Origin of the sequence: Nocardioides endophyticus, assembly GCF_039543845.1 — a bacterium.
GTDB classification, from domain to species: domain Bacteria; phylum Actinomycetota; class Actinomycetes; order Propionibacteriales; family Nocardioidaceae; genus Nocardioides; species Nocardioides endophyticus.
This window is the reverse complement of record NZ_BAABKN010000023.1, coordinates 251,869-273,192: the sequence shown is the minus strand read 5'-3', so window position 1 is coordinate 273,192 and position 21,324 is coordinate 251,869. Positions and strand designations below refer to the sequence as shown.

At 67.7% G+C, this 21,324-nt stretch carries 19 protein-coding genes and 1 pseudogene; 5 read left to right on the top strand and 15 right to left on the bottom strand.

Annotated features, from left to right (window positions below; all coding sequences use genetic code 11):
* Positions 1–11: 11 nt before the first annotated feature.
* The 3 genes from ABEA33_RS18450 to ABEA33_RS18440 form a co-directional block, all read right to left on the bottom strand.
* Complete coding sequence (locus ABEA33_RS18450) at positions 12–2,648, bottom strand: 5'-nucleotidase C-terminal domain-containing protein (protein WP_345528388.1); 2,637 nt, start codon at positions 2,646–2,648, stop codon at positions 12–14.
* Between the two features lie 169 nt (positions 2,649–2,817).
* The gene (locus ABEA33_RS18445; RefSeq protein WP_345528387.1) at positions 2,818–3,240 is read right to left on the bottom strand and encodes a YkvA family protein; all 423 of its coding nucleotides are present in this window, start codon (positions 3,238–3,240) and stop codon (positions 2,818–2,820) included.
* Positions 3,237–3,389 carry a hypothetical protein gene (locus tag ABEA33_RS18440; protein ID WP_345528385.1) on the bottom strand — a complete coding sequence of 51 codons (153 nt, stop codon included), beginning with the start codon at positions 3,387–3,389 and terminating at the stop codon, positions 3,237–3,239. The genes ABEA33_RS18445 and ABEA33_RS18440 overlap by 4 nt, the downstream gene beginning before the upstream one ends.
* 368 nt (positions 3,390–3,757) lie before the next feature.
* Here ABEA33_RS18440 and ABEA33_RS18435 point away from each other — a divergent pair, with 368 nt between their 5' ends.
* Positions 3,758–4,036 (top strand): hypothetical protein, encoded by a 279-nt coding sequence (locus ABEA33_RS18435; RefSeq protein ID WP_345528383.1) that lies wholly within the window; start codon positions 3,758–3,760, stop codon positions 4,034–4,036.
* 608 nt (positions 4,037–4,644) lie between these two features.
* On the opposite strand, the gene ABEA33_RS18430 is transcribed toward ABEA33_RS18435, so the two are convergent.
* From ABEA33_RS18430 to ABEA33_RS18410, 5 genes are all read right to left on the bottom strand, one after another.
* Positions 4,645–5,037, bottom strand: coding sequence for a hypothetical protein (locus tag ABEA33_RS18430; protein ID WP_345528382.1), 393 nt, complete (start codon positions 5,035–5,037; stop codon positions 4,645–4,647).
* Positions 5,030–5,572 carry a hypothetical protein gene (locus ABEA33_RS18425; RefSeq protein ID WP_345528381.1) on the bottom strand — a complete coding sequence of 181 codons (543 nt, stop codon included), beginning with the start codon at positions 5,570–5,572 and terminating at the stop codon, positions 5,030–5,032. The genes ABEA33_RS18430 and ABEA33_RS18425 overlap by 8 nt, the downstream gene beginning before the upstream one ends.
* 350 nt (positions 5,573–5,922) lie before the next feature.
* Positions 5,923–6,279: a hypothetical protein gene (locus tag ABEA33_RS18420; RefSeq protein WP_345528379.1), complete on the bottom strand. Its 357-nt coding sequence runs from the start codon at positions 6,277–6,279 to the stop codon at positions 5,923–5,925.
* A 193-nt stretch (positions 6,280–6,472) separates the two neighbouring features.
* A complete protein-coding gene (locus tag ABEA33_RS18415; RefSeq protein ID WP_345528377.1) occupies positions 6,473–7,267 on the bottom strand; it encodes a hypothetical protein in 795 nt (264 codons plus the stop codon).
* Between the two features lie 777 nt (positions 7,268–8,044).
* Positions 8,045–8,251, bottom strand: coding sequence for a heavy-metal-associated domain-containing protein (locus tag ABEA33_RS18410; protein WP_345528376.1), 207 nt, complete (start codon positions 8,249–8,251; stop codon positions 8,045–8,047).
* A 190-nt stretch (positions 8,252–8,441) separates the two neighbouring features.
* On the opposite strand from ABEA33_RS18410, the gene ABEA33_RS27520 reads away from it, so the two are divergent.
* The 4 genes from ABEA33_RS27520 to ABEA33_RS18395 all read left to right on the top strand — a co-directional run bounded on the left by ABEA33_RS27520 (position 8,442) and on the right by ABEA33_RS18395 (position 13,559).
* On the top strand, positions 8,442–8,996 hold the full coding sequence (locus tag ABEA33_RS27520; protein WP_425577447.1) for a DUF6153 family protein: 555 nt from the start codon (positions 8,442–8,444) through the stop codon (positions 8,994–8,996).
* Between the two features lie 122 nt (positions 8,997–9,118).
* Positions 9,119–9,784: a DUF305 domain-containing protein gene (locus tag ABEA33_RS18405; protein ID WP_345528375.1), complete on the top strand. Its 666-nt coding sequence runs from the start codon at positions 9,119–9,121 to the stop codon at positions 9,782–9,784.
* A 527-nt stretch (positions 9,785–10,311) separates the two neighbouring features.
* A complete protein-coding gene (locus ABEA33_RS18400; RefSeq protein ID WP_425577446.1) occupies positions 10,312–12,642 on the top strand; it encodes a heavy metal translocating P-type ATPase in 2,331 nt (776 codons plus the stop codon).
* Between the two features lie 590 nt (positions 12,643–13,232).
* Positions 13,233–13,559 carry a hypothetical protein gene (locus tag ABEA33_RS18395; protein ID WP_345528373.1) on the top strand — a complete coding sequence of 109 codons (327 nt, stop codon included), beginning with the start codon at positions 13,233–13,235 and terminating at the stop codon, positions 13,557–13,559.
* Between the two features lie 192 nt (positions 13,560–13,751).
* On the opposite strand, the gene ABEA33_RS18390 is transcribed toward ABEA33_RS18395, so the two are convergent.
* The 7 genes and pseudogenes from ABEA33_RS18390 to ABEA33_RS18365 all read right to left on the bottom strand — a co-directional run bounded on the left by ABEA33_RS18390 (position 13,752) and on the right by ABEA33_RS18365 (position 21,314).
* Positions 13,752–13,979 carry a hypothetical protein gene (locus ABEA33_RS18390; protein WP_345528372.1) on the bottom strand — a complete coding sequence of 76 codons (228 nt, stop codon included), beginning with the start codon at positions 13,977–13,979 and terminating at the stop codon, positions 13,752–13,754.
* Entirely contained in the window at positions 13,972–14,760 is a 789-nt protein-coding gene (locus tag ABEA33_RS18385) for a colicin D domain-containing protein (protein ID WP_345528371.1), read from the bottom strand. The genes ABEA33_RS18390 and ABEA33_RS18385 overlap by 8 nt, the downstream gene beginning before the upstream one ends.
* Before the next feature lie 44 nt (positions 14,761–14,804).
* A pseudogene (locus ABEA33_RS27590) lies at positions 14,805–15,350 on the bottom strand (hypothetical protein); the annotation flags it as partial.
* Positions 15,351–15,611: 261 nt separating this feature from the next.
* Positions 15,612–17,732 carry a N,N-dimethylformamidase beta subunit family domain-containing protein gene (locus ABEA33_RS18380; RefSeq protein WP_345528370.1) on the bottom strand — a complete coding sequence of 707 codons (2,121 nt, stop codon included), beginning with the start codon at positions 17,730–17,732 and terminating at the stop codon, positions 15,612–15,614.
* Between the two features lie 11 nt (positions 17,733–17,743).
* Positions 17,744–18,745: an ABC transporter permease gene (locus tag ABEA33_RS18375; RefSeq protein WP_345528369.1), complete on the bottom strand. Its 1,002-nt coding sequence runs from the start codon at positions 18,743–18,745 to the stop codon at positions 17,744–17,746.
* A gap of 27 nt (positions 18,746–18,772) precedes the next feature.
* Complete coding sequence (locus ABEA33_RS18370; protein ID WP_345528368.1) at positions 18,773–20,272, bottom strand: sugar ABC transporter ATP-binding protein; 1,500 nt, start codon at positions 20,270–20,272, stop codon at positions 18,773–18,775.
* A 43-nt stretch (positions 20,273–20,315) separates the two neighbouring features.
* The gene (locus tag ABEA33_RS18365) at positions 20,316–21,314 is read right to left on the bottom strand and encodes a sugar ABC transporter substrate-binding protein (protein ID WP_345528367.1); all 999 of its coding nucleotides are present in this window, start codon (positions 21,312–21,314) and stop codon (positions 20,316–20,318) included.
* Positions 21,315–21,324 lie beyond the last annotated feature (10 nt).

Here is a 21,324-nt window from a genome sequence, read left to right as displayed (position 1 = left end):
GCCCCGCCGAGCTACTTCTTCTTCGCCTTCGACACCGTGATCTTCGCGGTGGTCGAGACCGGGTTGGTCAGTGCGTCACCGAGGTACGTCACGGTCGCCCGCACCGGGCCCGCCTTCGTGAACCGCGCGAGCTTGATCGTGACCCTGCCGCTCCGCAGCGTGCCGGTGTAGGTCTTCTTGCCGACCTTGACCCGTACCTTGCCGGTCGGCGTGTAGCCCTGTGCGCTGACGGCGATCGCCACCGTGGCCTTGGTCTTCTTGGCCTGGATCTTCCGCGGCTGGACCTTCACCGTCGCCTTCGCGGCGGCCTTCCCGACCACGACGGTCGCGACCGGACTGGTGCTCGGTCCGCTCGTGGCGCTGCCGAGGTAGCGCGCCGTGACGGACTTCGTGCCGACCGTGTCGAACGGGCCGACGCTCGCAGTGGCGGTCCCGTTGACCAGTGCGACCGTGGACACCCTGGCGCCGTCGACGTAGAGCTCGACCTCACCGCTCGGCGTCCCGCCGGCCGCGGCCACCGTCACCGATACGGAGGTGGAGCCCTGCCTGACCTTCAGCGCGGCCGGCGCGACGGCCACGGACGTCGTCGAGGTCGCGGCGACCGTGATCGGGACCTCGACGGTCGTGGCCGTGTTGTTGCCGACGATCTTGATCGTCGCCGGGCCGCCGGCCAGGGCGGCCGGGACGGTAGACCGGACGGCGGCCTTGCCGTACTCGTCGAACGCCTCGTTGCCGATGGTGTTGTCGACCGGGAACGCCCCGAGAGACCGGCCACCGAGCGTGACCAGCACGGCGGTGTCCTTCGGGTCCGTCGCCGCTGAGTACGCGAGGGACGTCAGGTCGATGCTGAGGGCTTCGCCGGCGCCGTACGACGCCCGCGATCCGCCCGGGAAGGCGACCCCGACCGAGTGCTGGGTGGACCCGGGCGCGAGCGGACCGTCACCGGCGGTCGCCTCGAGGTAGTCGACGATCGCGGCCGCGCCGAGCTTGCCGGTGTCCTGACGAGCCGTCCCGTCCGCGAAGGCCCGGAAGTTGTCGCCGCCTGCGGCCAGGAAGGAGTTGACGGTCACGGAGTAGCTGGTCGCCGGGGCGATGGCCGCGCCGTCGAGCCACATGCCGGTGATCCGTGAGCCCTCCGCCTTGCTCGGGTCATAGGTGTAGGTGAACCCGGCCGAGGTGCCGAGCCGCAGGAACGACTGGGCAGGCACGGTCCCGCCGGCGGTGCGCTGCCACTGCTGCTCGAGCGCGGTCTTGAGCTGCGCGCCGGTGAGTCGCAGGTTGACCAAGGTCGCGGCTGACGGCTGCACGGCGGCCGCCTGCGTGTAGGTGACCGCTGCCGGGTAGCCACCAGGGCCGCCCAGCAGGTCGGCCGCCACGCCCCCGGGCTGCACGAAGGCGATCTGCGCGCCGCCGGAGCCCGCTGCCCGCGTCGCCCACCGGTGGGTCTCGGCGACCAGGTTGCCCAAGGTCGACTCCCCGCCGGGGTTGTCGGTCGTGCCGTCGGCCAGCGTGGCCCGCCTGAACGGCGCCGCCAGCTCGCCGACCTCGACGTCGGGCCGGATCTGGATCTGCCTGAAGTCGACCTGGTCGAGGAAGTTGGGGTTCTCCAGGCCGATGAACCCGGTCGGCGACGCGGTCCCGGTGCGGTCCAGAGAGTTGACGAGAGCGCCGTTGAGGTAGACCTCGAGCCGCGACCTCGTGAGCTCGAGCCTGTAGGTGTTCCACTGGCCGACCGGTCGCAACGCACCGCTGAGCGCCGTTGCGCTGGGGGACTTCTTGGGGCCGCCCGTCGGCACGATCGCTCCGGTGTCGGCGCCGATCGGGATCCGGTACCCGCCGACAGGGTCGGCGCCCGCGCGGCTGCTCGACGCCAGGTAGACGCCCGAGTCGTCGTTGGCGTCGTTGCGGCGCCAGTCCACCTCGAGCGTGTACGGCTCGGACTGCTGCTCGGTGAACCAGGTGGCGCCTCGACCGCGGATGCTCCGGATGGTGCAGTCGCTCTGCCGGCCGAAGCCGCCGGCGCCGGCCTTGCGCCACCCGTCGAAGGACTCGAACGTCCCGTCGAACAGGCTCGTGTAGCCGGGCGCGGGCGTCGTCGCGAGACACGGGTCGGGTGCGGTCCCGCCGACCTGGATCGCGTCGAAGTTGAGGCGGCAGAAGTCGGTGCCGCGGTCGCACTGGATCGCCACCGTGTTCGCGCCCTCGTTGAGCGTCACGTCGTACTCGACGAACCGCCACGCCTCCCAGTTCTCGAAGCTGGTCATCGGCAGGCTCATCAGCTGACGCGAGCCGCCGTTGGTGAGCAGCCCCATCGAGCGGGTGACGTTCTCGTCGGCACCGAGCGGGCCGGCGGCGTACCGCACGTAGATCGGGTACGTGCCTGCCGTCGGTGCGGTCACGCTCATCGTCGACGTCATGCCGGTCTCGCGGAAGGTGTACGACCCGGTCCCGGAGAAGTTGCCGTGGTCGCCGGAGTTCAGCGCCGGGCCACCGCTGATCGCGCCGTCCTCGACCTCGACCCAGGCGATCACCTCGTCACCCACCGCTGCCGTGGCCGACGGTGCGGCCACGGCAGCGAGGACGGGGAGCGAGACCACCATGGCGGCGACCAGCGCGAGGAAACGGACGGGGTTGCGCGACACGAGCATGGCGCCGAACGTATGGCGCGTGTCACACAGAGTCAAGAACTGAGTCCTGATTCGTGAACTTCTATCGTTGTTCGTTCATGTATGTGATCCAATCTCTTCATCGACGGGGTGGCCACCGTGAGCAGTTCCGCGCTGCGTCGTCGGGTGTCCAGACGCACCGGACCCGGCGTCAGCGGGGTGCGTCGAGTCGCACGAGTCGACGTACTGCCGCGAGCCCTTCCGGTGTGCCGGGCCAATGCCGCTCCAGGGCGTCGACGCCCGCGGCACGCGCGACGGAGCGGAGGACGAGCGCGATGACGAGGGCATCGTCGGCGTACCCGACCACCGGCAGGAAGTCGGGAACGAGGTCGACCGGGAGCAGCAGGTAGCCGAGGAGAAGCCACAGTCGCCACCGGATCCCCCGTGGGAGATCCGGGTCGACAGCCAGCCGTCGGACCAGCCGGACGACGTCAGGGAGCAGTCGCAGTGCGCCTTGCAGCGTGACCTGGTCAGGACCGCGTCGAGCGGCGACCAGAAGAGTCACGATCAACAACGCCCAGGCGAGCACCAGGCCGCCCGCGATCGACAGGCCAAGCTGCCACCACGAGCTCACAGGCCCGACCATTGCGGGTTCGCCTGTGACCGGCTCGGACGCAGCTTGTCGCGCTGAGGATCGATCTCCGCCCGCGGGAACAGCAGTGCCGCGATGCCGCCGAGGGTCCCGAGGACGACGAGCGGGACCTGGTCCACGTCGTTCGTCATGGCACTCGACCCTACGTGCCCACCTCCTGGAGCCCTCGGTGCCGAGGAGTGGAGTTCGGCCTGCTGCGAAGCGGACCGCCGGCAGTCGCTCACCTCACCTCGGAAGCGACGGCAGCTGCCCGGGGTGCACGATCTGGGTGGTGTCATCGCCGGGCTCGCCGGCGCCCTCGCGGCCGCACGGTCCGGCCGCACGGTCCGGCCGCACGGTCCGGCCGCTGGGGCGACGCCGGGCACGCACACCGAGTCACCGGCATCGCGCTCGCGCTCCTGCTCGCCTCCTGGTTGGCGATAGGACAGCTCACCTGGTCGCTGCCGCCGCTGATCCTCGGAGTGATCCTGCTTTCGACTTCGCCGTCCAGGCCGTGCACGTGAGCAACCAGCACATCCTCACCTCCGCCTACCCCGGCCGCCCCAGCACCACCATCGGCGCCTACATGGTCTTCTACTCCCTCGGCTCCTCCCTCGGAGCGGCTGCCACCACCACCCTGTTCGATGCGGTCGGCTGGACCGGCCCCACCGTCTTGGGAGCAGCTTTCGCACTGTGCGCTCTCGCCACCTGGGCACTCAGCGGGTCGTGGCGCGCGCGGGAGCCGCAATCGCTTCCAGGGGGTTGTCGAGACGCGCTGAACATTCACGACGCTCCGTGAGCAAGGTGGCACAAATCAACGCATTGAAGGGCACCGTGCCTTCGGGTCGGGGAGCTGCATGATGGGCGCGGCGACGTGGTCCTGCCGTTGTCGGCGACCAGCATCTCCCGGCGACTCGGTCGCGCCACGACGGGACCGGACGGCGTAGGCACATCGGGCCTTCGGAGTCTGGACACGCCCCAGTGTGGGGGACGGGTGAGAAGGGCTTGCCATGCGTCAGCTGACCGGCGGATGCTGTCAAGCATGGGAGCCAAGCCCGGACGCCGATCCCGCGGGTCATCCTCAGCACCCCGGTGGGACCGGGCCGGTCGAGCCGTGCCGTTGAGGTGCCTCCTGGGCTTGCACAAGTGGGCGCCGCATCACACCCCGGACGGTGAGCAGTACATCGGATGCGTGCGTTGCCAGAAACACTCTGGTCCACCCGAGCCCGTCCAGTGATGGATCGAGCATCGGAGGAGCAGTTGTGCGACCCGACAAGACGGGTCGTGATCGGAATGGACCCGCACGATCGAGGCGATGACTGCCGACGAGTCGATCGTCGGCACGGTGCGGGGGAACCCGGCGGTCGGCGGCCCGCCGCGGCACCGACTGGGCACCGGCCGCCACCGCTATTGAACGGGTTTGGAGAGGTCCCGCCTTATTCCGACGAGCTTCCCGAGGTCGCGAGCACACGCAACTGAGAGGACGACCAGGGCGAGAAAGACCACGACGAAGCAGGCTGCGACCGGGTCGTACTTGTGGTGGTCTGCCTGCACCGCGTCCGCAGTGGTCGTCACCACATCCCAGGCGGGCGGTATCAGCACCACTGTGAGTGCGACCACCACTGCGGTGATCGGGAGCGCGCGTCCCCACAGGGCGGCATCGACCTGCTTCTTGAACGGGTCTCGGCCGTACGCGGGTATCTCGACGGCCAGAGCGGCTTTGATCTCGGGGTACCAGACGCTGTAAACGACACCGGCGACACCCACCAGCAGTGAAGCTGAGGCCAGCAGATCACCCACCGGCAACACCGAATCTCGTCTCAAGCCTCTTATAAGTGTCCTTGGGGATGACGTAGGCGGCAGTGGTGCTGGCCTGCCTAGTCACGGGCTGGAGCCGCCCATCAATGGCAGCAATTTCGCGATTGAGCGCTTCGACGAAGTTCTCAGCCTCCACGATCACGACCTTGTCCCCGTCCGCGGGACCAGTCGCAGCCGTCAACAACTGGGAGAGACTGTCGCGGATGATCGCTTGGAGTTCGTACTGGTACTTCGACATGACAGACCGTAGGAGCGATCGACTCTGAATGGCGCTGGTCTGGAAGAGTCCACTGATCTGTTGTTCGCTGGGTAGTTTCTTGAACGCGTGCTTGATCAGCAAAAGCAGGCGGTACTCGCGGATGTCGGAACCACGCGTGTACACACGCTGCCCGAGCATCATCCGGACGTACTCCTCTTGGGCAGCGTCGAAGAAGGATTGCAGCTCGGAGTCGAGATCTGCTTCCGTGCAGCCCAGGGTGCCCGCCAGTTGAGCCCGCTCGTCTTTGTCGAGGTCCATGACACCCTTCCAGTTTGCCGGCTGAAGTCGGCGTCGCGGGTTATTGATATGGCTCGACAGTAGCCGTGCAGCGTCGCGGGTGCTTGTCAGGTCAGAGGCAATTTTCCGCGCCTGTCGAGCGCAAAACCAACTGGCGGATACGGCTAGCGAAAGGTCCGTCAGGGAGTACAACCAAGGGAAGCATCTGGCTGCGGAGCGACCCAACAATCCGCACCACGACCACCGATCGCCCGCCTGCCTATGGGTGCGGAGGCCAGGTCAGACTCCGGTGCAGAGGAATGCCGAACCGGTAGGGCTTGGTGATCGGCACCGTCACGGCATGTCGGGTGTGAGCGACGGAGACTCGTAGATCAACTTTTCGTCGGCGGTGAAGCGACGGTGCCGGACGAACCGTCGTCGGAGATGTCGCCTACACCCAGGGTCGCCTTGAAGCTCATGCAGCGACGGCCCGGCGTGAACCGACTCTCCCAAGTACCAGTGTGGGAGTAGGACGCGGCTCCCCACCCGTTGTATGCGCGTCCGTTGATAGTGGTCGTACCAAAGATCGCGGCGCCTGGTTCGGCCTCGTAGTACGGGCGGTACTCGGACAGCGGGATCCAACGCCAGATCGTGACCCGAACAACCTCGGATGCGACGACCTTCTTGGTCTTCTTGGAGGCGACTGTTACCTGGTACCGCTCGTTGTTGTTCGACGTCCACCTCTTCACCGACCTCGACGTCGCCACGGTCGGCCCATCTTGTTGTCTCGTCGAAGCGGCCCGCTGATCGCCCGACATGTGCCGAGACGGCAACTTCGCAGCCAACTCGTGGCGATCGCGTTCCTGCACCCGGTCGCATCGGTCTGGCGACGACGCGACCGAGTCAGACGGTCCAGGGCTCGAGACCGCGTCGCGCGTTAGGTCACTTCTTCTTCGACTTCTTCTGTGTGCCAGCGTTTGCCTCATGGCTCGCGATCGCCTCGGCGATCGCCTTCGCGGTCTCCGGCGGCGCTGTGGCCATCGCGTCAACGAGCTTGTTGAAGACCGTGTCAGTGATGGCCGCCGGGGAGATCTCCATGAAAGACGTCGCGCTCTGCTTGTTCCACTGGAACGCCGTCTCGACATCGGCGAGCTTGACCTCGTCCGGGTTCAGGTACATGTACAGCCGGCCAAACCTCAGTGCGTGACGCCGCTCCCACAGGCTCACAGCCTCATGGAAGAAGGAGCTCGCCAGAGCAACGAACCACTTCACGCTGACGTAGATGATCGCGGCAAGAGCCAGGGACTGGAACAGCATGAGCACAACCTGCTGAGTGCTCGGGTCCACCTCGCTGCTCGAGTGTTCCATTCGCCAGCCGGTGAATCCGATCGCACCTACGAGCATGAGGGCTGCCGCGACGGCGTACGTCGTTCCTCTCGTGAACATGCGCTGTGCGCGCCTAGACAAGACCCGTTGCGCCTTCTCGACAAACAGGTCGACGGCAGCGAGCTTGCGTGACTGTTCCTCGTCGTAGCCCATGGCACGCAGAGACTCCTGCGCGTCGCTCAAGACCCCGGCGCGTGAGGTCAGGATTTGGCCGACTGCGTCCAGGTCGCTGAGGTCGTCAAGTAGCAGCCGGCGGTGGGTGCGGTTGTTCAGCCAGCGGATGGGTCCGCCACCCTTGCGAGCATCGACATGAGTCTGTGCCATCGCCTGGTCGATCGTTGCCTCGCTCACCGTGGTCCCTCTCGTCGGCACCGCAGAATCTAGGGCTTAGACGTGGCTCGCGCGGACGATTCGCACAAGTCGGATGTGCAGCCCGTGAACGTGCCGCGGCAGTGGGCAGTAGGTATGCGGTTGAGCCCACCGTTCGTCCTTCCCCCGGCGAGGTGACACCTGTTGCCACGCCCTGCAACAGCAACGCATGACCTGGCGGTCGGCTGACCCTGACGCTCGCCGACTGTGTGACTCTCGGAACGCCATTCGCGCGGATGGGGTGACGTCCCTCCACCGTTGGCGCGCGCGGCGGAGCCCGGAGCACCCGGATCTCACACGCCGCTCTCGGGCATTGTCGTCGACCGCAAGTCGCTCACGACGTGGACGATGTCGTAGTCGCGCTGACGCACGTACACGGTGACGATGTCGGGTTGGCCGCCCACTACGGTGGTGGAGGCAGTAGGTAACCCGAGGGGTCCAACCGGCGGCGTCGCCGCGCCCAGTCTTGAGAACAGTCACCGGGCTACCAACGACGGTCAGCGCGGCGCTCGCTTGCACCGCGTCAGTTGTGCGGTCGTGGGCGATGCCGAGCCACGCCCGGTGACGAGCTTCGTCTCAGCTCTCCCAGCAGTTGCGTGAGAAGGCTGCTCCAGCCTGGCTGATCTGCGTCAACTTTTCGAACTGGTGGCGCGTGTCAGCGGTTCCGTCGAAGCGTGCCATCTTCGGCTTGGCTCGGCTCATCGCGGTAGCTCCGTGCGTCTCAGACCGTGGCAAGCGGCCTGGTGGAACGCGGCAGCGTTAGGCGATGTTGTAGCCGGCCTCTTCAACAGCGGCCGTGATGGCCTCCTGGTCGAGCGGCTCGGCACTGATGATGGCTACGGCGCCTTTGTCGAGGTTGACATGTACGTCAGTGACGCCGTCGAGTTGCTGGAGCTCGGTTGTGACGGAAGCGGCGCAATGGCCGCAGGTCATGCCGGCAACACTGATGGTGGTGATGTGGGACACGAGGCACTCCTTCTCGGGGTGGAACACTTCCCGGCTTCGATACCCCTTGGGGGTATCGACTCGTGTGGCAACATACCCCCCACTGGTATCCGGGACAAGGTCTCGGAGTTCATCAGTGGAATGAGCCGGTGGCGGCTGGTTCTGCTGCGGGGGCAGGCGGCCGGGGCAGGTCGGGTCCTACGATGGGCGGATGGGTGCAGTCGTCGGCGCGGGGAGGTCGCTCAACCTGCGTGGGACGTCCGGAGTCGGCTGCCAGTCACGTGATGTGGTCGGTCGGTGGATGCTGCTGCTCGTGGCGCTCGGGGGCCTGTTCGCTATGCACGGCCTGTCCGACCACGGGGTTGGAGGTCCGGCTGCGGTTGCGTCGCCCACTGCAAGCGCCGCGACTGCCATGGCCCATGCCGACGCCCACGGCGAAACCTCCAATGACGCGCGCCCTGCGATCCACGCCGGTGACCCCGCAGCCTCTGACGGCGAGGACAGGGCTGGGCTTACTACGGGACTTCCTGCTGGCCAGGGGGGTGGTGCTCACGGCGATCACCACGGTGGCGTGTTGGTGGGGATGTGCCTGGCGGTCCTGGCCGCTGTCATGGCGTTCAGCATCTGTGCGTGGCGTGCTCGTGTTCTGGTTCGGCTGCGAGGCGTGGGCCATGACCCAGCAGTTGCGGCCGCGACTGCGTTCTGGGCGCGGGCTCGAGGGCCGGCGCCGCCTGACTTGAGGATGCTCTCGATCCTGCGGTGCTGAGGGGCCTGGCGCCGCCGTCTTGGTGCGCGTCCTGATGTCGTGTCTTGACCGGTCAGGATGTGCCACGAGGCGGCGGTGGCGTCTGCGACCCCTTCCGCACGTCATTTCAGGAGAGAACCACTATGTCCGGTTACACCCGTCCCAAGCTTCTTACTCACCGGCGGCGCGCCGCGGCTGCGGTCGCGTTGGCTACCGCACTCGGCGTCACGCTTGCCGCGTGCGGTGACGGCTCCGACGCCGGCTCGCCGTCGTCGACTCAGACCGCATCGAACGGAGACGTGTTCAACGGCGCGGACGTCTCGTTCGCGTCCGACATGATCCAGCACCATGCCCAGGCCCTGACGATGGTCGACCTGACCGAAGGTCGCGTGCTGGACCCGGACGTGCAGCAGCTCGCTGAGGACATTCGGGCCGCCCAGGGCCCCGAGATCGAGGTGATGTCGGACTGGTTGACCGCGTGGGACGAGGAGGTCCCCGAGACGATTCGGGACCACTCCAACGCCGGTCACGACATGGGTGGTGACATGTCGGAGCAGATGGAAGGCATGGAGGACTCCGACATGCCGGGAATGATGTCGGGCGAGGAGATGGACGAGCTGCAGGACGCCTCGGACGGCGAGTTCCAGGACATGTGGCTCGAGATGATGGTCGAGCACCATGAAGGTGCGGTGGCGATGGCGAAGTCCGAGCAAGAGGACGGGAAGTTCTCTGACGCCGTCGAGCTCGCGACGACCATCGAGTCGGCCCAGATGCAGGAGATCGAGCAGATGAAGGGGCTGCTCGGCTGACCCGGCCCGGTCGCCGGCGCCCCCGTCGCTCCTCCTCGGACCCGGTGGACGTGGAATGCAGCGACGGGCGCCTGATCGAGATGGATGCAAACAACCAGCGCGAGGCCGAAATCGAAGACGCGCCCAAACTGGCGTACGTCGACTGGCCGACCCCCGCCCTCCTGGTCGGCATCGGCGCCGACGGACTCGCGTGGCGCTCGCAAGCCGGCGGACACGAGTGGGACGAGCTGGCGCGCGTGTCCGGCCAGCCGGCAACGATCAGCGTCGTCGGGAAGTGGTGGTTCGCCGCCACCAGCGACGGCCCTGTTCCGCGGTTCGGTCGCCTCGAGCACGCCCAACGAGCACGTGAAGCAGATCCTCACCTTCACCCAGTGAGCCGAGTCAACGATCCCTTGAACTCGATACCCCCTGGGGGTATATTGGCAAGCATGAACGAGAAGGATGAAGGCCACGGTCTTCACCCGCACGACCACGCTGACCAGGCCGGCCGATCGCACGGACACGGGCACGTTGCCCAGGCGGCGGTCGTGACGGACCCCGTCTGCGGTATGGCGATCGACCCGACGTCGGGTGGTCCCACGGCCGACCACGACGGGCAGGCGTTCCACTTCTGCTCGCCTGGATGCCAGGACAGGTTCGTCGCCGACCCCGACTCCTACGCCGCTGCCTCTCACAACCACGCGGATGGTCATGGCCACGGGCCTGCCGCTGCGACGTCGGAGGACGGGGTCGGTGCGGAGTACACCTGCCCGATGCACCCGCAAATTCGACAGATTGGCCCGGGGACGTGCCCCATTTGCGGGATGGCGCTCGAGCCGGTGACGGTTGCGGCCGAGGATGGTCCCAGCGCGGAGATGGTCGACATGACCCGTCGGTTCTGGTTCGCCGTCGCGTTGTCCATCCCGGTCATCATCCTCGGGATGGGCACCGAGCTGTTCGAGTTGATCGAGGACGCCATCCCGGGACGACTGAACGAGTGGCTGCAGCTGGTGTTCGCAACGCCGGTCGTGCTGTGGGCTGGCTGGCCGTTCTTCACCCGCGGGTGGACCTCGGTGCGGACGATGAAGCTGAACATGTTCACCCTCATCGCGATGGGCACCGGTGTCGCGTGGCTGTTCAGCGTTGTCGCGACGGTCGCGCCCGGCATCTTCCCGGACTCGTTCCGCACGATGGACGGCGTCGTCCCGGTGTACTTCGAGGCAGCCGCGGTCATCACCACCCTGGTGCTGCTCGGCCAGGTCTTGGAGCTTCGGGCCCGCGAGCGGACCTCTGGGGCTATCAAGGCGCTGCTCGACCTGACGCCGAAGACCGCACACCGCGTCGACGAGAACGGCGGGGAGACCGATGTGACGCTGGACCAGGTGCAGACCTGCGACCGGCTCCGGGTTCGCCCCGGCGAGCAGGTCCCGGTCGACGGCGTCGTCGTGGACGGCCGATCCTCGGTGGATGAGTCGATGGTGACCGGCGAGTCGATGCCGGTGACGAAGAAGGCCGGCGACACCGTCATTGGCGGCACCCTGGTCGCCGGCGGCACGCTGCTCGTTGAGGCTCGCGCGGTGGGCCGGGACACGATGCTCGCGCGCATCGTGCAGATGGTCGCGGATGCCCAGCGGTCCCAGGCGCCCATCCAGCGGCTGGTCGACAAGGTCTCCGCCGTGTTCGCGCCGGCCGTCATCGTCGCTGCCGTCGTCGCGTTCACCACGTGGGCGCTGGTTGGCCCGGACCCGAAGCTCGCGCACGCCCTTGTGGTCGCGGTCAGCGTCCTCATCATCGCTTGCCCGTGTGCGCTCGGCCTTGCGACGCCCATGTCCATCATGGTGGGTGTCGGCCGCGGCGCCCGGCTGGGTGTCCTCATCAAGAACGCGGCCGCGCTCGAGCGGCTCGAGAAGGTCGACACCCTCGCGGTGGACAAGACCGGCACCCTCACCGAGGGGAAGCCCGCCGTGACTCGCGTCGTTCCCATCGGCAACTTCAGCGACCGCGACATCCTACGCCTAGCGGGCGCGGTCGAGGCGCCGTCGGAGCACCCGCTGGCGCGGGCCATCGTGAACGCCGCAACTGAAGACGCGCAGGCTGGCGCAGGCGTGGTGCCGGAGGTCGCCGAGTTCGACGCTCCGGCCGGTAAGGGCGTCACCGGGCTCGTCGAAGGTCGCCGCGTCGCCGTTGGCAGCGCCAGGTTCCTGTCGTCGCTCGGCGTCGATGCCGCCTCGCTGAGTGATCGTGCCGACGACCTGCGCAGCGAGGGCGCGACCGCCGTGTTCGTCGCTGTCGACGACGGACTGGCCGGGGTGATCGCCATCGCGGACACCGTGAAGCCGACGACCGCCGAGGCGCTCAAGCAGTTGCGGGCGGCCGGCGTCGAGGTCGTGATGGTGACCGGCGACAACCTGGTGACAGCGGAGGCTGTGGCCGCGCAGCTCGGGATTCCGAGGGTGGAGGCGGAGGTGATGCCGGACAAGAAGGCCGACGTCGTCAACGCCCTCCGAGCGGAGGGCAAGGTCGTCGCATACGCTGGCGATGGCACCAACGACGGCCCCGCGCTGGCCGCCGCCGACGTTGGCCTGGCGATGTCGACAGGCACGGATGTGGCCATCGAGTCCGCCGCCGTCACCCTGCTGCGAGGCGACCTGACCGGCATCGCGACCGCGCGTCGTCTGTCCCAGGCGACGATGCGGAACATCCGCTCCAACCTCTGGTTGGCCTTCGGCTACAACGCCGCCGGCATCCCTATCGCCGCCGGTGTGCTCTACCCCGCGTTCGGCTGGCTCCTCTCCCCGATGCTCGCGGCTGCTGCGATGGCGCTCTCATCGGTCAGCGTCATCACCAACGCGCTCCGTCTGCGCACGGTGAGGATGTAGGCGACTCATGCCGGACTTCAACCCACCTGTTCTCGGGTCAGCCGGGGCGCCCTCTTGTCCGGTTGCGGCGTGCTTGACCTTGACAGACGTGCCCAACGGGTCGTCGCAAGGTCGACAGATCTAGCCATGAGTTCATTCGCTACACGAAATGAAGTGTTCGCCGCATCTCGACACCTGTCGAGACGCGCCGAACATCTTGGTGTCAACGCGGTCAGGGTGCCGACGTTGGCAGTCGAGATCGCGCGGGCCGGTCACCCGCTCCTAGTGATCAACCCCGTCACCCGCGAGGTCGGCACGCTCGCCGCGGATTCGGTGTTCAGCAGTCCGTTCCGCGGAGGAGCGAGGTTGCGTGGCTGAATGTCGATCCGCTAGACGAGTGCGACTTCGAGCCACGCCGTGGGCTCGTCACTCCCACGATGCGTCATTTCGACGAGAAGCAGGCATCGTGGGAGAGGGCCGCTTTGAAGAACCCGCTGCCTGGGCAGCGGCCAACCGAACCGCAGGGACTGAGGCAAGGCGGACCCGAGACGTGGGAGTCCTCACCTCTGCGATCGGTCTTCTGGCGCCGTTGGGGCGGCATCCCCGTCGAGTTGGCCCGCACCAGCGCCGGAGCCGACGCGATCCTTGCGACGCCGGTCCACTGGCACGGCGCGCTCTACGAAGGACTCCTGCACGGGAAAGGGCCAACTGACGACTTCAAGTGGCGCAACGTCTTCGCTGTCCTCGACGAGCACCGGATCGGGCGTCGTGCCGACCAGAAGGCCGTCTTTGCGGCGCTTGGCGCCTACATGGAAGATCTCCACCGACTCGGCCTGGTGAAGATCTACCGGGACAGACAGAAGCGGGTGCTCCTGTTCTCACCAACGGCACTGAACATCGGGGACGTGGCCGATCCGGCTGCCCAACAGGGCCGCTAGACGGCCTGAATCTGCAAGAGTTGCAGATTGGATCGTCCCATTGCAGGTTCGCTCATTTCGCACGAATCTGCACCTCCTGGAAACGCCAGTCTGCAGGACCTTAACCAACGGTCGAGTTCGAACGTCGTCACAAGTTCGCCAACCCGGCGGCATCGTCGCTATACCGAAACCGTCCGGTGAACCGGTGATAGGTCAAGAGTCTCGGACGCGGCTGCGGGCCGCTTCCAACTTGGGCTGGTAGTCGTCGTCGAGCGGCTCGGTGAGAGCCGCCTCCAACACAGACTCAAGATCCCACAAGACACGTTGTTCCGCCTGGTCCTCGAAAGGGGCTGGTTCACCAGCATTGCCGGTTCGCGCCAGCCACTCAAACAGCACCAACGCCTGATCCTGGGACACGACAAGTGAGATTTCGTCAGCCACCGCCAAGCCCTCCGTGCTTGAGCACGTTGGCGAGCTGTCCAGGACTCAGTTGCCAACCACTGACGAATTCGCCGTTGCGAGCGATGACGTTCAGACCAGTAGCCGGGTTGAGATGGTGCGTGACAGACTCCCCCCGATACGTGCCCTGGATCGCCCGTGTCCCGGCCGCGTTTATGTGCTGATGCATCGCCGAACTGTAGTTCGCAGCGTTCGCCTTGCTGTAGTTGCCGGTCACACCGAAGTCGCCAGCGTGCTTGAACTTCGACTGCAACTGCCCGGGCGACCGCATCAGGATCTGACTTACATCTGGTGCACCTTCTGCGGCTCGACCGAGCCGCGAGGCTAGTCCACCGACGCCTGCTGCGGAGCCGAGGACGCCCATGGCGACGACGTCGGCACCGCAGGAACCCTTGGCTGGACCTTCGCAGGCCCGGAAGGCTTGGAGCGCGGGGCCGGCGGGGGTGAGACCGATGACGTTCTGGGCTGCGTACTTGACGTTGTCCCAGACAGATCCACCGCTGGTGGGCCACAGCCCGAGGGGGTCGGCGTTGACCATCGGGTTCGCGGCGCCGTAGGTGTACGTCGCGGATCCGTACTGGGCGGCTGCTGGATCGGGTGTGACGAAGGATCCGAGCTCGGGTGCGTATTGGCGGGCTCGTGGGTGGTAGCCGCCCGAGGGATCTTGGAGTTGACCGGCCCAGCGAAGGCCAGGTTCGGGTCCGCCCGCGGTGCCTGGTGTGTTGGCTTTGAGGTTTCCGTAGGGCTCGTACGTGTAGTGCACTCGGCTGTCGCCGGTGGGGTGGTGGCCTCGATGACCGAGTTCTGGAGGTCGGCGTGGAGGTACGAGGTTGCGGTCGCGTTGGTCTCAGCGATGGGGCCGAGGCCGTAGGTGAGGTCACTGAGGATGGCGCCGGCCTGGTCGGTCGTCGCCGCCAGCTGGTAGGTCGCGGGGTCCCAGAGGTAGTTGGTGGTCGTGGTGCCGGTGACGGCTTTGATCCGTTGTCCGTCGCCGTCGTAGGTGTAGGTGGTGACGGGCTGGCCGGTCGCTTGTTCGGTGAGGAGGCGTCCGGCGCTGTCGTAGGCGTAGGCGTTGGTGCCGTCGGAGGTGAGGCGTCCCTGCGGGTCGTAGGTGTAGGTGGTAGTGGCGCCGCCGGGTGCCGTGGTGGTGTCGAGTCGGCCGGTGGCGGGGTCACGGTTATAGGTGGTGGTGCCGGCGGGGCGTTGCTCTGAGGTTCGGTTGCCGACGGGGTCGTAGGTCCACCGGACGTAGTCGGTTGCGGTGGCGCAGTCCGTCGTTGCGTAGCAGACGGCCGTGAGCTGGTCGAGGTTGTTGTACGTGTAGGTGTCGGTGGTGTTGTCGGCGTGCTCGATCAGCGTGGGGTTGTCGTTGTCGACGGCAGGTGTCGTCGCAGTTCAGCCGCAGTAACGGGGACGTAAAAACACCCCAGCCCTCACGCACCTGGGCTGGCGTCTCGTGCACCGACCGCGGAGCGGTCCACCAGAGCTGGGTCGAGGCTCAGGGTCTGAGCAATCGGCGGGCAACCACCACCCACCACTCGGTTGGACGACCTGGCGGACATCACACCTGGGCCGCGCACTCCGAACTGCTGCGGCCGGTGCTGCTTTCCGTTCTCACCGGCCCCGAGCCGTGAAGTTGCGCACGACGTTCTCGACGACTCTGGCGACGTTGTTGTCGCCGCCGTTCACTGGAAGTGCACCAGTGAAGATGATCGACCCGACCGAGAACACCGCGCCGCCGCCCTCGCGCTCGACCAGCACCATGTCGGAGCGGACATCGGGGTTAAACGTCGCGTTGAGCTGGTTCGACGTCGACGGAATGTCCTCGGGGACAGGAACGTACCACTCCGAGTGCTGCTCGGAGCTGGCCAAGACGACGGTGTTGAGCGGAGTGCCGTAGCGAAAGTCGACGCGGTCGATCTCGTCGCCGCTGGTGCCGTTCATGATCAGCCCGAAGTCCCCAATGACCTCCTCCTCGACGCCGTCGAACACCCAGCTGACGGCGGCATCGAAGGACTCGGCGGTCCGGCGGTAGCCGGGTGCCTTGTCGTCCCACCCGAAGCCGCCCATGCCCACCCCGAACAGCTGGTGCGAGGACCGACCGCGCGTGCGCCAGATGCCACCGGGTTCGCCGGTGGTGGAGTGGTGGCGCTCGCCGGGCGCGGCGTCCCAGTGCCGCAGCCCCTCGGACTTGCGGACCTCGATCACCAGCGGATGGTCCGGCACACTCGTGGTCACCCAATAGAAGCCGTCCCCGCCGAGGTAGAGCAGCCCACCGCCGTCGTCGACGTGCCGGTCGAGGGCGTCCAGCATGTCGCCGCTGTAGTACTCGGGGTGCGAGCCGGTGATCACGGTCTGGTACGGCGCCAGGAGGTCGCGCTCCCGGTGCAGGTCGTGCTCGGTGATCACGTCGAAGTCCTCGCCGAGGAGGGTCAGGAAATGCACGACATAGAGGTCCGCGGGGAAGCGGCGCGGCGCGTGGAAGCCCCAGAACCGGTACGTCGGCCGCAGATTGGGAATTGGCCGAAGCGCGCTCGAGTACGCGACGCCTGAGCCGTCGCTGTGCAGGTCGTAGACGCTCTTGCCCCACTCGGGGTGCTCGGCGACCAGGTCCTCCCAGCTGCCGCGCTGGACTGGGATAACGCTGGGCTGCTCGAAGTCGCCCTCGGTGAGGTGCTCGTTCGCGTAGGCGACATAGGTCCAGGTGCCGAGCATCAAGGCGATGCGCGCGTGCGGCGCCCCGATCGCCGGCCGGACCGCGAGGGGGACGTAGTCTGTGACCTGCCCCTCGGCCCGCAGGCGGACGCCGTACACCCCGCTCGGCAGCTCGGCCGGTACGTCGAGCACGTAGCTCACCGGCCACTGGGCGTCGGCCAAGTCGTCGTCGTGGAAGTGAATGGCGTTCCACTGCACCGGGTCCTGTTCCCAGGCGTGCAATCGGCCGGTCCAGCCGGGTCCGGTCATCGCCCGGGTCGGCACGTTGACGAGCTCCAGGTCGTGACCGGCGCCCGCTATGTCGTGCACGGTCTGCCCGGGCATCCCCTGCTCCAGGGCCCAGGCAGCGACCACGTCGCCGTCGACGTGCACCGCGGGCGCCGCGATCTTGCCGTTGAGCAGCCCATGGGGGAACCTCCGCCCGCCTCGGTCCTCGACGCCCGTTGCCGCGAGATACGGCACACCACCCGACAGCCGGATGCCGGGACCGGCGACCACCTCGACGGCTCGGAAGCGGACCGGCGTGCGCACCGGCTCCGACTCCCCGCTGAGGGCGAGGGTGCTGGAGCCGGGCCCGACACGGGCCTCCGCGCGGTACCACCGGCGCTCGGTCAGCGGTTCAGCGGAGCGGGCCAGGATTTGGTCTCCGGCCCGGAGCACCATGTGCCCTGCGACCAGCGTGAGGGCCAGGTCGCCGACGACGAGCACACCCTGCTCGCGCTCGAGGTCGGGCGTGGTGGGCCACAGGTCGACTCGGACGGTGACCTCCGTGCCGAGGTCGAGCGGCCGGGCGCCAACGGCGTACGACCCGATGGCGGTGTCCTGCACGGAGCAGGTCACGCGGGCCGCTGGCACCAGGTCGACCTCCTCCTGGAGGAATCCGGGTCCGTCCGGGTTCTCGTCGCCGTGGATGAGCCGGACCATGTCGACGACGACGTCGGGGACGGAGCTGCTGATATGGACGTCGACGGACGTTCCCGCGCGACAGCTCAGGTCGGAGAGGTAGCCGATGAGAAGCACGTGCGCCGCCTTCAGCGAGTCTTAGTGAGGGTGTGCCGGATGGCCTCGAGCCCTGCGGCGAGCACAAGCACGCCGCCGGTGATGATTCCGCTCAGCTCGGTGCTGATGTTGAGGAGCGTGAGGCCGTTCTTCAGGACGCCGATCAGCCAGACGCCGACCAGGACCCGCCAGACGCTCCCGCGCCCGCCGTCGAAGGGGACCCCGCCGAGTAGGACTGCGGTGAGGATGGTGACCTCAAACCCGTCGCCGAGCGTCCCGGAGGGCGCACTGTCGAGTCGGGCGATCTGGAGCAGCGCCGCGACCGCTACGGCGAGGCCGGTCATGGTGTAGAGACCGAAGACGATCGGCTTGACCCGGATCCCGACCAGGTACGCCGCCCGGGCGTTGACGCCGATGGCGATGATCTTCCGGCCGATCGGGAAACGGCCCATGACCACCATCGCGACTAGGCACACCATCGCCGCCACCAGGATCAGGTTGGGGACGCCTGCCGTCTCGCCGGCGCCGAAGTCCACGAAGCCGTCGGGGAACCCGAAGATCGAGCCCTGCCCGATGTACTGCGCGATCCCCCGCCCCGCGGCGAGTCCACCGAGCGTGACCACGATCGGTGAGAAGCTCAGCACCCCGATGAGCAGGCCGTTCAGGGCCCCGCACAGCAACCCGATCAGCAGTCCGACCAGGATCCCCGGGACGGTCCCCCAGGCGTTGATGGCCGTGCCGGAGGCCACCCCAACCAGGGCCAGCTGGGAGCCGACCGACAGGTCGACGTATCCGGCCATGAGCAGCGCGGCGAAAACGGCCGCGACGATGAACGTCGGGGCGTTCTGGGTGGCGATTGCCAGCAGGTTCTGACTGGTCAGGAAGACCGGCGTCCGGGCGGCGAAGTAGACCATCAGGGCGACGGTCGCGATTGGCAGGACCCAGGAGATCGCGGTGAGGGTGAGGCGGGCGCTGGTGGCGGGCGTCGACACCGGCGAGCCGAGGCCCGGGGCTGGGGTCTGCGTGGTGGTCATAGGTGGTTCCGTTCTAGGAGGGCGGGGTCAGCCGTGGGCAAGGGTGAGGAGGGCTTCCTCGCCGACGTCGGGCGAGACGATGTCGGCGACGGTCCCGTCCACGAGGACAACGACCCGGTCAGCGAGGGCCACGATCTCCTCGGGATCGCTGGAGGTGAAGAGGACCGCGCGGCGCTCGCCCGCGGCGTAGCCGCGGAACAGCTCGTATAGCTCGTGGCGGGCCCCCACGTCGACTCCTTGGGTCGGCTCGTCGAGCAGCAGCAGCCGGCTGTCGTCGAGACCGGTCATCCATCGTCCGACGACCAGCTTCTGGGCGTTGCCGCCCGAGAAGGCGCTGCCCTCCTGCGCTGCCAGTGGAGGGTGCAGTCCGATCGCCTCGGCCGTGCGGGCGAACAAGGCCGCTTCACGGCGGGGCGAGCGCCACAGTCTGCGCAGGCGACGGTAATGCGGCATGAGCATGTTCTCGGCCGCGGTCATCGTCCCGAACAGCGACTGCGCCTTGCGGTCCGAGGCGACGAGCACGACCCCGCGACGCTGGGCGGTGAGCGGCGAGTGAACCCGCAGCGGGCGCCCGTCGAGGACGCAGTCCCCCGAGGTACGGCGGACGCCCGCGAGGCCCTCGACCAGGTCGGTGCGACCGGACCCAAGCAGTCCGAACACCCCGACGATCTCGCCGGCCCGGACCTGGAGGTCCACCGGGCCGGTACGCGTCGACCGGAGCCCCGCCAGCTCGAGCAGGACGGCACCGTCGCGCACCGCTCGCTCGCCGCGCTCCAGGGTCGCGTCGGGGGAGATGGCCTGGACCAGGTCGGACAAGACCAGCTCGCCGATCCGCCGGGTCCAGGCCACCCGGCCGTCGCGTAGAACGGTGACGACGTCGGCCACCTCCATGACCTCGCGCAACAGGTGCGTCACGTAGATGACGGTCAGCCCGTGCTCGATGGCGAGCCGCCGAACCAGGTCCAGCAGCGCGCTCACCTCCGACTCGCTGAGGGCCGCGGTCGGCTCGTCGAGGATCAGCACGGTCGGGTTGCTGCGCAGGGCGCGGGCGATCTCGACGATCTGCTGCTCTCCGACGCTGAGGTCCTCCACCAGACGGTTCGGGTCCAGGTCGACGCCGAGCGACTCCAAGATCTCGGTCGTGCGGACGGCCTGCTCCCGGAACCGAGTACCGCCCACGGCGGTCAGCTCGGCCCCGAGGAAAATGTTGTCCGCGACCGAGAGAGAGCCAATCAGCTGGAAGTGCTGGTAGATCGTCGCGGTACCGGCGGCCAGCGCGCTCGACGGGGTGAACCCATCGACCGACCGACCGCCGACCACGATCTGCCCGCTGTCGGGCGTCGTGGCACCCGACAGGCACCCGAGCAGGGTTGACTTGCCGGCACCGTTGGGGCCGAGCAGGGCGTGGACCTGCCCCCGGTCAAAGGTGAGGTCGATGCCCTCGAGTACCACGTTGGCGTCGTACGCCTTGCGGAGTGCCCTCACCTCCAGTCCGGCGGCGGGCTCGGTCACGGAGAGTGCTGTCATGACGGGTTCCTCGATCAGAGCAGGGACAACGACGGTCCGGCGGTCAGCTGCCGTACTGAGCGATCAGCTCGTCCAGACGAGCGGGGTTCTCGAGCGTCCCCAGCTCGACGGCCGTCTCGTAGTCGGTCTCGCCCTCGCCCGTGATCGCGGCCAGCGAGTTGTCGATGATCGACGCCGCCAAATCGGGAATCAGGATGGCGGCAGACGACCGGTAGGCGCCGCCCTCCTTGACCGCCTCCAGACCCTCACGGGTGCCGTCCTGGCCTGCGATGTAGACCTCAGCCGGGTCGATGCCGGCGTTCTCGAAAGCCCGCAGGGCACCGATTGCCGCGTCGTCGTTGATGCCGATGACCACGCGCAGGTCCGGGTGCTGGCGAAGAGTGTCCTCGGTGATCTGCAGACCACACTCCTGGTCGGCGCAGTCCTGCTCGGAGACGACCTCGAGCCCGGCCGCCTCGAACTGCGCGAGGGGCTCCTCCCACCGGCCGGCGAAGCCGACCAGCGGTTTCAAGGTAGTGACCTCCGCGGTCACGCCGCCATCGGGGTGGGCCTCCTTGAGCCAGGCCAAGGCGTCCTTCGCGACAAGGTCGCCGCTCTGATTGTTGTCGAAGCCGACTGAGCCGTCGGAGGTGTCGGTCGCCCCGGCGTAGGTCAGCCACTTGGTGCCCTGCTTTTGCGCCCGCTCACGCAGTCCGTCGAGAGCGGTGGCGTCGACGGCGAGCACGACGATCGCGTCGACGTCCTGGGTCACCCAGCTCTCGATCGTGGCCCGCTGCGACTCCAGGTTGCTCGCCTGGGTGTTGTCGAGCAGCACAGTGACGCAGCCGTTCTCGTCACCCGCCTTGCTCACCTGGTCCTTGAGAGCGGCGGCGAACTCGGACTCGCCGACGGGGTGGCTGAACCCGATCGTGTACGTCTTCTCGCAGTCGGCGGAGGTGCTTGCCTCTCCGGACCCGCAGGCGGTCAGGGCGGCCCCGACCGTCGCGAGGACTGCGATGGCTGCGATGACTCGGACAGCTGGCCGGGCGCTGAGGTGGGACATGAAGGTTGCT

Coding starts and splice junctions, on each gene's coding strand:
- ABEA33_RS18440 (WP_345528385.1), bottom strand. CDS start 3,389: ATGACGAACGACGTGGACCAGGTCCCGCTCGTCGTCCTCGGGACCCTC.
- ABEA33_RS27520 (WP_425577447.1), top strand. CDS start 8,442: ATGGGTGCAGTCGTCGGCGCGGGGAGGTCGCTCAACCTGCGTGGGACG.
- ABEA33_RS18365 (WP_345528367.1), bottom strand. CDS start 21,314: ATGTCCCACCTCAGCGCCCGGCCAGCTGTCCGAGTCATCGCAGCCATC.
- ABEA33_RS18425 (WP_345528381.1), bottom strand. CDS start 5,572: ATGGACCTCGACAAAGACGAGCGGGCTCAACTGGCGGGCACCCTGGGC.
- ABEA33_RS18405 (WP_345528375.1), top strand. CDS start 9,119: ATGTCCGGTTACACCCGTCCCAAGCTTCTTACTCACCGGCGGCGCGCC.
- ABEA33_RS18375 (WP_345528369.1), bottom strand. CDS start 18,745: ATGACCACCACGCAGACCCCAGCCCCGGGCCTCGGCTCGCCGGTGTCG.
- ABEA33_RS18450 (WP_345528388.1), bottom strand. CDS start 2,648: ATGCTCGTGTCGCGCAACCCCGTCCGTTTCCTCGCGCTGGTCGCCGCC.
- ABEA33_RS18370 (WP_345528368.1), bottom strand. CDS start 20,272: ATGACAGCACTCTCCGTGACCGAGCCCGCCGCCGGACTGGAGGTGAGG.